The 12,407-nt window shown below is 69.2% G+C and carries 15 protein-coding genes; 10 read left to right on the plus strand and 5 right to left on the minus strand.

Annotation, left to right across the window (positions count from 1 at the left end; all coding sequences use genetic code 11):
- Positions 1–59: 59 nt before the first annotated feature.
- On the plus strand, positions 60–491 hold the full coding sequence (locus tag Y958_RS21385) for a hypothetical protein (protein WP_040849601.1): 432 nt from the start codon (positions 60–62) through the stop codon (positions 489–491).
- A 98-nt stretch (positions 492–589) separates the two neighbouring features.
- Entirely contained in the window at positions 590–1,207 is a 618-nt protein-coding gene (locus Y958_RS21390; RefSeq protein ID WP_088873867.1) for a GNAT family N-acetyltransferase, read from the plus strand.
- Positions 1,208–1,249: 42 nt separating this feature from the next.
- Here the strand turns inward: Y958_RS21390 and Y958_RS21395 are convergent, their stop codons facing one another.
- Both Y958_RS21395 and Y958_RS21400 read right to left on the minus strand, forming a co-directional pair.
- The gene (locus Y958_RS21395) at positions 1,250–1,732 is read right to left on the minus strand and encodes a glutathione peroxidase (protein WP_004274194.1); all 483 of its coding nucleotides are present in this window, start codon (positions 1,730–1,732) and stop codon (positions 1,250–1,252) included.
- A 115-nt stretch (positions 1,733–1,847) separates the two neighbouring features.
- Positions 1,848–2,240, minus strand: coding sequence for a hypothetical protein (locus Y958_RS21400; protein WP_088873868.1), 393 nt, complete (start codon positions 2,238–2,240; stop codon positions 1,848–1,850).
- 312 nt (positions 2,241–2,552) lie between these two features.
- Here Y958_RS21400 and modA point away from each other — a divergent pair, with 312 nt between their 5' ends.
- From modA to modC, 3 genes are read left to right on the plus strand one after another with little or no spacing between them, the layout of a single operon-like run.
- Entirely contained in the window at positions 2,553–3,344 is a 792-nt protein-coding gene (gene modA / locus Y958_RS21405; RefSeq protein ID WP_088873869.1) for a molybdate ABC transporter substrate-binding protein, read from the plus strand.
- A 24-nt stretch (positions 3,345–3,368) separates the two neighbouring features.
- Positions 3,369–4,070, plus strand: a complete 702-nt coding sequence (gene modB, locus Y958_RS21410; RefSeq protein WP_088873870.1) for a molybdate ABC transporter permease subunit — start codon at positions 3,369–3,371, stop codon at positions 4,068–4,070.
- The gene (gene modC / locus Y958_RS21415) at positions 4,071–5,171 is read left to right on the plus strand and encodes a molybdenum ABC transporter ATP-binding protein (protein ID WP_088873871.1); all 1,101 of its coding nucleotides are present in this window, start codon (positions 4,071–4,073) and stop codon (positions 5,169–5,171) included.
- On the opposite strand, the gene Y958_RS21420 is transcribed toward modC, so the two are convergent.
- Together Y958_RS21420 and Y958_RS21425 are read right to left on the minus strand one after the other, a co-directional pair.
- Entirely contained in the window at positions 5,168–6,151 is a 984-nt protein-coding gene (locus tag Y958_RS21420; protein ID WP_088873872.1) for a TolB family protein, read from the minus strand. The two genes, modC and Y958_RS21420, sit on opposite strands and share 4 nt — an antisense overlap.
- A gap of 94 nt (positions 6,152–6,245) precedes the next feature.
- Complete coding sequence (locus tag Y958_RS21425) at positions 6,246–6,593, minus strand: winged helix-turn-helix domain-containing protein (RefSeq protein WP_088873873.1); 348 nt, start codon at positions 6,591–6,593, stop codon at positions 6,246–6,248.
- Positions 6,594–6,729: 136 nt separating this feature from the next.
- Here Y958_RS21425 and Y958_RS21430 point away from each other — a divergent pair, with 136 nt between their 5' ends.
- The 5 genes from Y958_RS21430 (at position 6,730) to Y958_RS21450 (ending at position 11,315) form a co-directional block, all read left to right on the plus strand.
- On the plus strand, positions 6,730–7,440 hold the full coding sequence (locus Y958_RS21430; RefSeq protein ID WP_088873874.1) for a PadR family transcriptional regulator: 711 nt from the start codon (positions 6,730–6,732) through the stop codon (positions 7,438–7,440).
- A gap of 9 nt (positions 7,441–7,449) precedes the next feature.
- Positions 7,450–8,817, plus strand: a complete 1,368-nt coding sequence (locus Y958_RS21435) for an MFS transporter (protein WP_088873875.1) — start codon at positions 7,450–7,452, stop codon at positions 8,815–8,817.
- A gap of 125 nt (positions 8,818–8,942) precedes the next feature.
- A complete protein-coding gene (locus tag Y958_RS21440) occupies positions 8,943–9,272 on the plus strand; it encodes a hypothetical protein (RefSeq protein WP_088873876.1) in 330 nt (109 codons plus the stop codon).
- 154 nt (positions 9,273–9,426) lie between these two features.
- Complete coding sequence (locus tag Y958_RS21445) at positions 9,427–10,278, plus strand: substrate-binding periplasmic protein (protein WP_088873877.1); 852 nt, start codon at positions 9,427–9,429, stop codon at positions 10,276–10,278.
- Between the two features lie 83 nt (positions 10,279–10,361).
- Entirely contained in the window at positions 10,362–11,315 is a 954-nt protein-coding gene (locus tag Y958_RS21450; protein ID WP_088873878.1) for an NAD-dependent epimerase/dehydratase family protein, read from the plus strand.
- A 118-nt stretch (positions 11,316–11,433) separates the two neighbouring features.
- Here the strand turns inward: Y958_RS21450 and Y958_RS21455 are convergent, their stop codons facing one another.
- Positions 11,434–12,318 (minus strand): LysR family transcriptional regulator, encoded by an 885-nt coding sequence (locus tag Y958_RS21455; RefSeq protein WP_088873879.1) that lies wholly within the window; start codon positions 12,316–12,318, stop codon positions 11,434–11,436.
- Positions 12,319–12,407: the final 89 nt, after the last annotated feature.

Below are 12,407 nucleotides of genomic sequence, written 5' to 3' on the forward strand. Positions count from 1 at the left end.
AGGAAGGCGCCGGCCTGGGGTATCCTGCCGGCGCGCCTCATCTTGCCAGGGACATCGCCATGAAGACCGCCGCGCTGCTGCTTCTCGGTTCCACGCTTCTCGCTGCCGGTTGCGCCACCCAGCCGCTGACTCCTGAGGACGCCATCCACTACGCCGCCGCCGTGGCGCCGGACGTCTATTCCGACACCTACATCCTGGATGTGGTCGCGACCGGCCGGCAGAACGGCCGCATCTTCCTGAATTCGCAGGCGGATTATCGCGACCCGCACAATCTTTCGATCGAGATCCTGCCGGGCGCCCTGCCCGCCTTCAAACAGGCCTACGGCGAGGATGCCGACGCCCATTTCAAGGGCCACCGCATCACCGTGCTGGGTGAGGCGCGGCGCGTCACCATCTGGTACCTGAACCAGAGCGGTGAACGCACCGGCCAATCCTACTACCAGACCCACATCGTGGTGTCCGACCCGGATCAGATCAAGATCGAGTCCTGACGGACCTATATCGCCTTCCTATTCCGCCTGACGCCTTGCCATTCCCGCATCCCTTCGGGGAAGCTGGACGCGGGACTTGGTGACGGAAGGATGCCCTCATGGCGGATGCGGATGCGATACCCGCCCCAATGATTGTGCCCACCCTGGGCGACGGCGTCGTCATCCTGCGGCCCTTGCGCCTGGACGATGTCGTCGCCCGCCTGGCCCTGGGCCGCGATCTGGAAATCCACCGCCTGATGGGCTGGGACGGCAGCGGCGCACCGGCGGGCTACACCCAGGCCGACGCCGACCTGTGGATGGCCGACCAGTTGAAGTTCCCCTACAGCTGGGCCATCGCCCTGCCGGAGCCGGGGGTGAAGGGCCCGGACGGCTCCTTGCCGGATCGGATGATCGGCAGCGTGCGCCTGGGCGGGGTGAACGACGCGCTGGCACCAGGCCTGCGCACCGCCAGCCTGGGGATAGGGCTGCTGGATCCGGGCGTGCTGGACCGGGGCCTGGGCATGCGGGCCATGCGCCTGCTGTTTCCCTATGCCTTTGGCCCTCTGGGCCTGCACCGCATCGGCCTGCGGGTGCTGGCCATCAACACCCGCGCCGTCCATTGCTATGAAAAGCTGGGCTTCCAGATCGAGGGGCGGGAGCGGCAGACCTATTCCCTGCTGGGCCAGTGGCACGACAGCCTGGTCATGGGCCTGCTGGCTCAGGAATACCGGGTCTAACGCCAAATCTCATGCCGCTGGCACCCCCGGGGGGGGGGAGGTTCAAGCCCCCAACGCCGCCTGGATGGCCTTTTCCAGCTGTTCCGGCTTGGCCAGGGGGGCGTAGCGCTTCACCTTGCCATCCTTGCCCACCAGGAACTTGGTGAAGTTCCACTTGATGGACTTGCTGCCCAGGAAGCCGCGGGCGCGGGCCTTCAGGTGTTCATACAGCGGCTCGGCCTTGTCACCGTTAACCTCGACCTTGGCCAGCACCGGGAAGGTCACATCGTAGGTCAGGGAGCAGAAGTTCTGGATTTCCTGAGCATCGCCCGGTTCCTGCTGGCCGAACTGGTTGCAGGGGAAGCCCAGGATGACCAAGCCCTGGTCCTTGTACTTGCGGTACAGGGCTTCCAGCCCCTTGTACTGCGGTGTGAAGCCGCACTTGCTGGCGACGTTGACCACCAGCACGACCTTGCCCTTGTAGGCCGCCATGTCCACCGGGCCGCCGGCCGCGTCCCGCACCGTGTAGTCGTAAACCGTGGCCATGGCCTTCCCCCGTTTTCCGCGCTGGCGGGAAGCCCCCGGAGTTCTGCGCCCCTAGGGATTCCCGATCGTCCCGCGAGGCTACAGGAATAATTATATTGTGCGCAAGGTAATTTGATTACACCAGCATGTTGACGGAGCTGATCTGCCCGCCCTGGCCGCCACCGTTGCTGGCGCCGCTGGCGTCGCTGTCCTGCTGAACCGCTCTTCCCGGAGATCCGCTGCCGCTGGCCGACTGGGTGGCCGACTGAGTAGCCGGTGTGGTGGTCGTGGTGGTGGAGCCGTCGGAATAGGTGACGGTGGTCGTGGTCGATCCGTCTGACGCCGTGGTGGTGACCGTGCTGGTTACCGTCTTGGTCGAGGAACTGCCGCTGGCGCCGCCAGCCGACCCGCTGCCGTCGGAGGACGCCGCGGACGACGAAGACGATGCGCCGCTGGACGCCGCCCCACCACCCTGCAGCAGGGAGCTGAGCGAGACGGTCATGTTGGTGCCGGACGAAATGCTGGTCATGGCGTTAGCCCCCAATTGGACATGAGATAGGCGCGGAAGACGTCTCCGCAGAATCACAGGGGGCCAGGGTGATGCCGCCCCGGAGCCGCCGCCAGCGGCAAGAGGGCATGCAGTCCGCTTGCAAATCGCGCGACAGCCTTTGGCCCGTTCGCCGTTGCGGACGGCGATCGTTTGCATCACCGCGATGAAATGATCGATCCAGGCGGCGGATACGCGTGGCGATGGCCCCAGTCACACGCTATATTCATCAGGATATAGCGTGTGACTGCAACGCGAGGGGGCAAGACAATGCATGAAATGTGGAGCCGGCGGATGCTGGGTCGGCTGGCTATGGCCGGCGCGGTGGCGGCGGTGATGGCCCTGGGCCCCCATACCGCCCTGGCCCAGGGCACCGGCCCCCTGGTGTTCGCCGCCGCCAGCCTGAAGAACGCGCTGGACAACGCCAACGCGGCTTTCGTCGCCGGCGGCGGGGCCAAGGCCACCGTCACCTATGCCGCCAGTTCCGCGCTGGCCAAGCAGATCGAAGCAGGCGCCCCCGCCGACGTGTTCATCTCGGCCGATGATGACTGGATGGACTATCTGGCGGGCAAGGGGCTGGTCCAGCCGGCCACCCGGCGGGACCTGCTGGGTAACGACCTGGTGCTGGTGGCCCCCGCCGATGCCAAGACCACCATCGAGATCAAGCCCGGCTTCGCCCTGGACCAGGCGCTGGATGCCGCACAGAAGGGGGGCCGCCTGGCGGTGGGCGACCCGGCCGCCGTGCCCGCCGGCAAGTACGCCAAGGCCGCCCTGCAAAAGCTGGGCGCCTGGGACAAGGTGCAGGACCGATTGGCCCCGGCGGAGAATGTGCGCGCCGCCCTGGCGCTGGTGGCCCGGGGGGAAGCGCCGCTGGGCATCGTGTACAAGACCGACGCGGTGGCGGAACCGGGCGTGCGCATCGTCGCCACCTTCCCCGCCGACAGCCACGCGCCCATCCTCTATCCCATCGCCCTGGCCAAGGAGGCCACCAACGCCCAGGCGCGGGCCTTCCTGGATTTCTTGGCCGGCCCCAAGGCGCGACCCCTGTTCGAGGCCCAGGGTTTCACCGTACTGTCGGCGAAGTGATTCCTTCCTGACCACTCGGCCCTCATGAACGACTTCGGTTTTGGTCCGGACGAGGTGGCGGCCATCCATCTCAGCCTGAAGGTGGCCATCTGGGCCACCTTGGCGTCGCTGCCCCCCGGCATCGCCGTGGCCCTGGCGCTGGCCCGCGGCCGGTTCTGGGGACGGGACCTGCTGAATGGTGTCGTCCACCTGCCCTTGATCCTGCCCCCTGTGGTGACGGGCTATGCCCTGTTGCTGCTGATGGGGCGCCAGGGCTGGGTGGGCAAGCCCCTGGCCAGCATCGGCATCGTCTTCGCCTTCAATTGGACGGGCGCGGCGCTGGCCGCCGGCGTCATGGGCTTCCCCCTGATGGTGCGGGCCATCCGCCTGTCCATCGAGGCGGTGGACACCAGGCTGGAGCAGGCGGCCGGCACCCTTGGGGCCCCACCGCTGTGGGTGTTCGCCACCGTGACCCTGCCCCTGATGCTGCCCGGTGTGCTGGCCGGCGCGGTGCTGGCCTTCGCCAAGGCGCTGGGCGAATTCGGCGCCACCATCACCTTCGTCTCCAATATCCCCGGCCGCACCCAGACCCTGTCGGGCGCCATCTACGCCTATACCCAGTCGCCCGGCGGCGACGCCGGCGCCCTGCGCCTGGTGGCGGTCTCGGTGGTGCTATCGCTGATGGCGTTGCTGCTGTCGGAAGCGCTGGCGCGCAGCGTCAGCCGGCGCATCAGCGGGGTGGCGTGAATGAGCGCGCCGCCCGCCCTTGACCTTGATGTCACCCTGCGCCAAGGCGCTTTCGACCTGGTGGCGCAAGTGACGGCCGGCCGGGGCCTGACCGTGCTGTTCGGCCAGTCAGGCTCAGGCAAAAGCACCCTCATCGACCTGGTGGCGGGGCTGAAGCGCCCGGATAGGGGCCGCATCGCCGTGGACGGCGTGCCGCTGGTGCACACCGCGGCCGGCCTGTGGCTGCCACCCCACCGCCGCCGCGTCGGCTATGTCTTCCAGGAGGCGCGGCTGCTGCCCCACCTGACGGTGCGGCAGAACCTGCTCTATGGCCGCTGGTTCGCCCGCCGCCATGTGACGGCGGAGGCGCCAACGTTGGACTCGGTGACCGACCTGCTGGGCATCGGCCCCTTGCTAGGCCGCCGCCCGGCCGGCCTGTCGGGCGGGGAAAAGGCGCGCGTGGCCCTGGGCCGCGCCCTGCTGGCCGCCCCGCGCATCCTGCTGATGGACGAACCGCTGGCAGCCTTGGATGAGGCGCGCAAGGCCGAGATCCTGCCCTATCTGGAACGGCTGCGCGACCATGCCGGCCTGCCCATCCTGTACGTCACGCATGCGGTGGCGGAAGTGGCGCGCCTAGCCACCACTGTGGTGATGGTGGACCAGGGGCGGGTACGCGCGGTGGGTGCCCCCGGCACCCTATGGTCCCGCCCCGACCTGATGGACCTGACGGGCGGGGCGGAGGCGGGGTCGCTGCTGGACGCCGTGGTGGGGGGACGTACCGCCGACGGGCTGTTCCATCTGGACACGGCCGCGGGTCGCATCCTGGTCCCCCACCTGCCGCCCCACCTGACGTCGGGCGCCCGCACCCGCCTGCGCATTCCCGCCCGCGACGTGCTGCTGTCCGACAGGGCGCCGCAGGGCCTGTCGGCCCTGAACATCCTGCCCGGCATCGTCGCCGACGTGCGGGATGACGCGGACGGCAGCCGGGTGGTGCGCCTGGAATGCGTGGGCGCCCCGGTGCTGGCCCGCGTCACCCGCACCAGCGCCGACGCACTGAGCATCACCCCCGGCCAACCGCTGTGGGCCATCGTCAAGGCGGTTGCCCTCGACCAGGGAAGTTAAGGCAAGGGTTCGTAGCTGACGAAGGCGAAGCGCTGGCTGTCCGGCGACCATGAATTGACGTTGAGGGAGCCCTGGCCGCCGAAAAAGGTCAGCAGGCTGCGGATTGGGGCATCGGCCTTGGGCGCGCCGTCGCCCGGCAGGTCCATCAGGCGCAACTGCACGCCCGGAATGCGCCCATCATGCGTCCTGGTGCCGGCGGGGAAGGACAGCATCAGCAGATGGCGTCCATCCGGCGAAGGGTGGGGAAACCAATCCTCCAGCGCGTCGTGCGTCACCCGCTGTGCCCGCGACTCCTTGGGACCCGCGCCATCGGCCGGCAGGCGCCAGATGTCCCAGCCGCCCTGCCGGTCGGAGTTGATGTAGATCCAGCGCCCGTCGGGGCTGTAGTCCGGGCCGTCGTCGCTGGCGGCGATGTTGGTCAGGCGCTGTTCGGCGCTTCCATCCACCGGGCCGTCCACCGGCACGCGGTAAAGGTTGTAGGTCTGCGCGCCGTCGCGCTTGGCGACGAAAGACAGCCACTGGCCGTCCGGCGACCAGCCGTGGAAATAGCTGGGTGTCGCGGGCGTCATGCGCCGCGCTTCCCCGGTCCTGGCCACGCCGTCCTTGCCCACGACATAGACGAAGCTGTCGCGCATGGATCCCACCCCGCAGGATGCGGCGATCTTGTCCCCAATGCGGGTATAGGCCTTGTCGTTGTTGCAGCGCAGGTCGCCCATGGAGATGGCCTTCGGATGACCGGCATCCGGCCCCGCCACCGGGATGCGGTAGAGGACGCCCTGGCTGTTGGCCAGCAGCGACTGGCCATCCGGCGCCCAGTTCGGCGCTTCCCACACCGTATCGTCGGTGAACAGCACCGTGGTCTTGCCGCTGGCGACGTCGAACAGGGTGATGCGGCTGCGGAAATGATCATTGTCGTCCGCATGGGCGATGACGGCCGTGGCCATGGCGGCGACGAATGTCGCGAAGCCGGCGAAACGCATGGGTGTACCTCCTGCCAATTCTTATGGTGGGAGGGATAGCACGAGGGCCGCGCGGCGTCTTCTGACAACGTTGTCCAGCTGGCCGCTTGCGACCTTAGGCGCCGGGTGGCCGCAGGCGGCCGGCCAAGCCGGCGCGGATGTCGGCCGTGGCCTCGGCCGCCGCCTTTTCCATGGCGCGATAGGCCGCCACCAATTCCTGCCCGAACTCGGTCAGGGCGGCGCCGCCGCCCCCGCCGCCGCCCACCTGGGTGGTGACCGAGGGCTGGGCGAAGGTTTGGTTCAGGGCGTCCACCAGCTGCCAGGCGCGGCGGTAGGACATGCCCATGGCCCGCCCGGCGGCGGAGATGGAGTGGTGCTCGGCGATGGCTTCCAGCAGACGAATCTTGCCGGGGCCGACGGCGCCCTGGTCACCGAAATCAATGCGGAGGGTGAGGCGGTTCATGGGTGCGCATTGAATCGCGGGTGGCGCCCGCCCGCAAGGGGCATGCGCGGGGCCGAACGGAAAACCGTCACGGCCATAAAACCCGGGTAAAAAGCCGATTGATAGTTTAATCCAACTATATTAGTTTGTTTAAACTATGAAAGCGGAACTCCTCATCCTGGGCGTGCTGCAGGGCGGCGACCTGCACCCCTATGAAATCAAGCGGCGGCTGACGGCGGCCCATGTCGACCATTACATCGACGTGGACGTGGGCACGCTGTACTACGCCGTGCGCAGCCTGGCGCGCGACGGCCTGATCGAGGCCAAGGGCGTGGAGGCGGTGGCCCGTGGGGGCGAACGCACCACCTATGGGCTGACGCCCGCCGGCCGCGCCCGGTTCCACGCCCTGATGGCGGAACGGCTGGCCGACGTCTCGCCCCGCTATCACCCGCTCTATCCCGCGCTGATGTTCCTGCACCACGCCGATCCCGACGCGGTGGCGGACGCGCTGCGCCACCGCCTGGCGGTGCAGCGGGACTATCACCGTCCCCTGAAGGCGTTGGCGGACTATCTGGCGCCCGTCCAATCCACGGGCATGCGGGCCATCCTGGAAAACGGCCTTGCCCACCTGGAAACGGAGAACGCATGGCTGGCCAAGCTGGTGGAAACCATCGAGGCGGGCGACATCCGGCCGCCCGACTATGACCGGGCACGCCTGATGGGACTGTTTCCGACGGGCCAGCCGCCCCTGCCCCCGGAATACACCCAGGCGCCACCACCAGCACCCCCGCCGCCGGTACCCCCACCACCGGCGGCCAAGACCAGACGTTCCCGGGCGGCCAAGACCGCCAAACCCCCGTTGTCCTGAGGCAAGCGCATGTCCGCCACGACAAAGCCGAAGCGTCCGCCCAATCCCCTGATGCGCAACCGCAATTTCCTATGGCTGCTGGGTGGTGGCATCATTTCCATGCTGGGCGACCAGTTCAGCCTGCTGGCCATGCCGTGGCTGGTGCTGGCCGTTACCAACGACACCCTGGCCATGGGCCTGGTGCTGGGCTTGATCAGCCTGCCGCGCGCCGTGTTCCTGCTGGTGGGCGGCGCCCTGGTGGACCGCTATCCCGCGCGCAGCGTGCTGCTGCTGACCAAGTACGTGAACGCCGTCCTGCTCGGCGGATTGGGCACCGGGGTGCTGACCGGCACCCTGACCATTCCCGTGCTGTGCGGGGTGGCCTTCGGCATCGGCCTGGCCAGCGCCTTCAGCATCCCCGCCGGTACCACCATCCTGCCCCGGGTGGTCCCGGGCGACCAGCTGCAGGCCGCCAACGGCATGATGATGGGCCTGCGCCAGGCCACCCTGCTGCTGGGCCCGCTCATGGCCGGCGGCCTGATCGCCGTGGTGGGCGGCAGCGGCAAGGCTGCCGCGTCGGGGGCGCCCAGCGACCTGGCCGGCCTGGGCGCCGCCTTCCTGGTGGATTGCGCCACCTTCGTCATCTCCGCCCTGACCCTGTACCAGGTGCGCATGCTGACCCTGCCCGGCGACGGCCCAGCGCGGAAGGGGGAAAGCCTGGGCGCCGTCTTCCGCTCCATCGGCGACGGCATCCTCCATTTCTGGCGGGATCCGGAGCTCAGGGCCCTGTGCCTGTATTTCTCGGCCACCACCTTTTTCATTGGCGGCCCTTTGCAGGCGGTGCTGCCCGTCTTCGCCCGCGACCGGTTGGCGGACGGCGCCGACGGGTTCGGGCTGATGATGGGGCTGCACGGCGTGGGCACCCTGGTGGGCATGACGGTGTCGGGCGCACGGCCCAACTTCCGCCTGCGCACCCTGGGTTCCACCATCCTGTTGATCGACAGCCTGGTGGCCCTGGTGTTCATGCCCATGGGCCTGGCCCAGCACACCTGGCAGGCGGCCCTGCTGATGGCCATCGCCGGCTGCCTGGCGGGCTTCATCCAGATCGGCGTCTTCACCTGGATCCAGCGCCGCATACCGCCCGCCATGCTGGGCCGGGGCATGAGCCTGTTCATGTTCATCGTCATGAGCCTGGCGCCCCTGTCGTCCGCCCTGTGCGGCTGGCTCATGCGCTACATCCCGCCGCAGGTCATGTTCCTGGGCAGCGGCTTGGCGCTGTGGGGCATCGTCGCCCTGGGCCTGACGTCGAAGTCGCTGCGCGCCATCGCCATGCCGGTCCGCACCCCGCCGGCGGCGGCACCGGCGGAGACGCCCATCGAAAACCCCGCAGCGGTGTAGCGCCCCGCCGGCGAGCGGCTAGCCCGAACGGCCCTCTCCGTTTGGCAGCCTCCCCCCGGCGGGGGGCCGATGTTAGGGTATCCGACGTCCCGACCGACCTCTTCTTCCCCGAAGGAACCGGCCAGATGACGCCACCCGACATCCCCGATACCGACCTTCAGGTCACCGATCCGGCCCGCCCCTTGTACAGCCAGGATCCCGATGGGGCGGCCGCCCGCATGCGCCATCTGTTCCAGGCCGGCACGGCGGGCCAGGCGGCGGACTGCCGCGCGCTGGCGGAACTGCTGCTGAACGCCGCCACCGACATGACGGCGGGCGACGCGCTGGCGGTGGAGGCCATCCTGGATCGCCAGCCGCCGGAAATGCGCGGCTGGCTGTTGCAGCGCGCGGCGGCGCTGGCGGCGGCCAGCGGCGTCGTGCGGCACAAGATCGCCAGCGCCGCAAACCTGCAATGACGCGGGCGGCAGCCGCGCCCCGTCATCGTTAAGAAATTGGGCCATCGTTAAGAAATTAGAAGGTAATCCGGGCGGACAATGCCTTTTTCCGCCCGGCCCCTCGTTCGCCCTTTCCCGGCGCGGATCTTCCCCGCAGCGCCGCCGCCAGGAAGCGATGTCCCATCCCCCCGCCGCAGTCCGTTTCCCCCAAGTCCGTTCCCCGCGTGCGCGCCGCCCCATGCGGCTGGCGGCGCTGTGCCTGGGCGCCTTGCTGGGGACAGCGCCGCCGGCGGCCCGGGCGGGGGAGGCGGCGGTGTCCCTGACGCTGATCACCGAGGAAAACCCGCCGCTGAACTATACCGACCCTGCCACCGGACGGTTGACGGGCATCATGGGCGATTTGCTGCCGTCGCTGATGACGGCGGCGGGCATCGCCTACCAGGTGCAGGTCATGCCGTGGCGCCGCGGCTATCACACAGTGCAGGAGGTGCCGGGAACCTGCCTGTTCGCGGCGAACGAGACGCCGGAGCGGCAAACCCAATTCCAGTGGGTGGCGCCCATCGCGCAAGGTGGCGCCGCCCTGTTCGCCCGGGCGGATTGGTTGCACTACCATCGCGCCCATCCCGACGGCACCCACACCCTGGCCAGCCTGGACGAGGTGAAGACCCTGGCGGCCGAGGCCCAGGCGCGGGGGACACCGCTGTCCATCCTGGTGCCGGTGGGCACCATGCTTGCCACCACCCTGCGCGACCAGGGGCTGGACATCACCGAGGTGTCGCTGGCGAACCAGATGCCCATGCTGGCCGCCGGGCGCGCCGACCTGGCCGCCGCCGGCGCCATCAGCGGCCGCTGGCTGGCCCGCCAGGCGGGGGTGGCGATCGAGCCGGTGCTGACCTTCAGCGTGGCGCCGGTGGGCATCGCCTGCAACCTGGGCACCGACCCCACCCTGGTGGCCCGTCTGCGCACGGCGCTGGAGGGCTTGCGGCGCGACGGCACGCTGGACCGCGTTATCCGGAACTATCAGTAAAGCTTGGCGGTTTCCTCCGTTGCCCTGCCGCCCGCGTCCGTGTCATTGAGGCGGAATCCAAGGGCAGGCACGAGGAAACGGACATGGCCAAGATCGTGGTGACCGGGGCCACTGGGTTCGTGGGCCGCGCCTTGCTGCCCCGGCTGCTGGCCGGCGGGCACGAGGTCATCGCGGTGGTGCGCAACGCCGGCGTAGGCCTGCCTGCGGGCGTGACCCCGGTAGCCGTGGGTGACCTGGCCGGCCCGGTGGACTGGGCCCCGGTGCTGGAGGGGGCGCAGGCCCTGGTCCACCTGGCGGGCCTGGCGCATCAGCGCAACGTCACGCCGACCGCGCTGCAGGCCCTGAACGTCACCGCTACCGTACGCTTGGCCCAGGCAGCGCAGGCGGCGGGGTTGCGTCGCCTGGTCTATGTCAGCAGCGTGAAGGCCCAGGGCGACCACAGCCCCGGCCGTCCCCTGACGGAACTGGATCCCGCCCTGCCGGAGGACGCCTACGGGCAGTCCAAGCGCGCGGCGGAGGAGGCGCTGACCACCCTATGCCCGCCGGACAGCCCCCTGTCGCTGGCCATCCTGCGGCCGCCCTTGGTTCATGGGCCGGGGGTGAAGGCCAACATGGCGGCCTTGCTGCGCCTGGCCACGCGCTGGCCCGTGGTGCCCCTGGGTGGCATCGCCAACCGGCGCAGCCTGGTCAGCCTGGATACCCTGGCCGATGCCATCACCCGGGCGGTGGAACGGGTCGAGATCACCGGCACCTTCCTGATCGCCGACCAGCCCGCCCTGTCCACCAGCGGCTTGGTGACCACCTTGGCCGCCGCCGCCGGCAGGCGGCCGTGGCTGGTCCCCCTGCCCGCAGCGTTCTGGAGCCTGGCCAGCCACCTTCCCCGCCTGTCCGGCATCGCCGACCGGCTGACGGGATCGCTGGAGATCGACGACAGCGCCTTTCGCGCCGCCTTCGACTGGCAGCCGCCCCTGAATCAGAACGAGGCCCTGGCCCGCACGGTGCGGGCCTATTTGCACGAGACCCGCGCTACCCTTTAAGCGGCATCCATGCCGCTAGGACGCGACCGCGTCCGCCGCAGCATTTCGGGGAGCGTCAAGCGGACTGAAATGCGAGGAAGCCAAGGCCACGGATGTGGCCGCCCGGCGCCTGAGGGAATTAACGGAAGAGTCCCCCGGCCCAGTCGACGAATACCCGCACGCGCGGCGACAGCTGCCGATTGTGGGGATAAAGGACGGAGACGGGAATGGGCGGCGGCGGATAGAGGGACAGCACCTCCACCAGCCGTCCCGACGCCAAGTCCGGGCCCAGGTGATAGCGCGGCGTCTGGATCAGGCCCAGCCCCAGGCGGGCCACCTCGGTGAAGCTTTCCGCACTGGCCACACTGACCCGCCCCGGCAGGGTCAGGCTGCGCCTCTCTTCCCCGACCATGAATTCAAAGGGGAAGGGCCGGCCGGTGGTGGACGAAACGAAGTTCACCGCCTGATGGCCATTGGCCAAGTCATCCGGCGTGACGGGCACGCCGTGGCGCTCCAGATAGGCGGGGCTGGCCACCGTGGCCTGGGGCATCAGGCCGACGCGGCGGGCGATCAGGGCGCTGTCGCGCGGCTCGCCCGCGCGCAACACGCAGTCCACGCCTTCGCGCACCAGGTCCACCAGGCGGTCGCCCTCGCTGATGTTCAGGTCCAGGCCGGGATGGCGGGTCAGGAATTCCGGCAGGGCGGGGAACAGGAAGTGCCGCGCCAGCTTGCCATGCACGTCCACCCGCAGCAGGCCCTTGGGATCGGTGGCGCGAAAGGCGCCCTCCGCCTCTTCCACATCGGCCAGCAGGCGCAGGCAACGCTGGTAGAAGGCCTCGCCATCCAGCGTGGGGCTGACGTGCCGCGTGGTACGGTTCAGCAGCCGCGTGCCCAGCCGCCCCTCCAGCTGTTGCAGGGTGTGGGTCACCGTCGCCCGGGGCATGCCCAGATCCTCCGCCGCCGCGGTGAAGCTGCGCCGTTCCACGATGCGGGTGAAGACGCGCATGGCGTCGAAGCGGTCCATGGGTTGCCAACGGATTGTTGATGATTTTTGGATAATGATGGCAAATATACGCCATTTATCCAGAATCAGCTAGGGCGCACCTTTCCTTC

Source organism: Nitrospirillum viridazoti CBAmc (genome assembly GCF_000730165.1).
GTDB lineage: Bacteria > Pseudomonadota > Alphaproteobacteria > Azospirillales > Azospirillaceae > Nitrospirillum > Nitrospirillum viridazoti.

Bases quoted from the DNA above. Each gene is read 5' to 3' on its own strand.
- Y958_RS21385 (WP_040849601.1), top strand. From the start codon at position 60: ATGAAGACCGCCGCGCTGCTGCTTCTCGGTTCCACGCTTCTCGCTGCC.
- Y958_RS21395 (WP_004274194.1), bottom strand. From the start codon at position 1,732: ATGGCCACGGTTTACGACTACACGGTGCGGGACGCGGCCGGCGGCCCG.
- Y958_RS21445 (WP_088873877.1), top strand. From the start codon at position 9,427: ATGTCCCATCCCCCCGCCGCAGTCCGTTTCCCCCAAGTCCGTTCCCCG.
- modA (WP_088873869.1), top strand. From the start codon at position 2,553: ATGCTGGGTCGGCTGGCTATGGCCGGCGCGGTGGCGGCGGTGATGGCC.
- Y958_RS21425 (WP_088873873.1), bottom strand. From the start codon at position 6,593: ATGAACCGCCTCACCCTCCGCATTGATTTCGGTGACCAGGGCGCCGTC.
- Y958_RS21440 (WP_088873876.1), top strand. From the start codon at position 8,943: ATGACGCCACCCGACATCCCCGATACCGACCTTCAGGTCACCGATCCG.
- Y958_RS21455 (WP_088873879.1), bottom strand. From the start codon at position 12,318: ATGGACCGCTTCGACGCCATGCGCGTCTTCACCCGCATCGTGGAACGG.
- Y958_RS21390 (WP_088873867.1), top strand. From the start codon at position 590: ATGGCGGATGCGGATGCGATACCCGCCCCAATGATTGTGCCCACCCTG.
- modB (WP_088873870.1), top strand. From the start codon at position 3,369: ATGAACGACTTCGGTTTTGGTCCGGACGAGGTGGCGGCCATCCATCTC.
- Y958_RS21430 (WP_088873874.1), top strand. From the start codon at position 6,730: ATGAAAGCGGAACTCCTCATCCTGGGCGTGCTGCAGGGCGGCGACCTG.
- Y958_RS21450 (WP_088873878.1), top strand. From the start codon at position 10,362: ATGGCCAAGATCGTGGTGACCGGGGCCACTGGGTTCGTGGGCCGCGCC.
- Y958_RS21435 (WP_088873875.1), top strand. From the start codon at position 7,450: ATGTCCGCCACGACAAAGCCGAAGCGTCCGCCCAATCCCCTGATGCGC.
- modC (WP_088873871.1), top strand. From the start codon at position 4,071: ATGAGCGCGCCGCCCGCCCTTGACCTTGATGTCACCCTGCGCCAAGGC.
- Y958_RS21400 (WP_088873868.1), bottom strand. From the start codon at position 2,240: ATGACCAGCATTTCGTCCGGCACCAACATGACCGTCTCGCTCAGCTCC.
- Y958_RS21420 (WP_088873872.1), bottom strand. From the start codon at position 6,151: ATGCGTTTCGCCGGCTTCGCGACATTCGTCGCCGCCATGGCCACGGCC.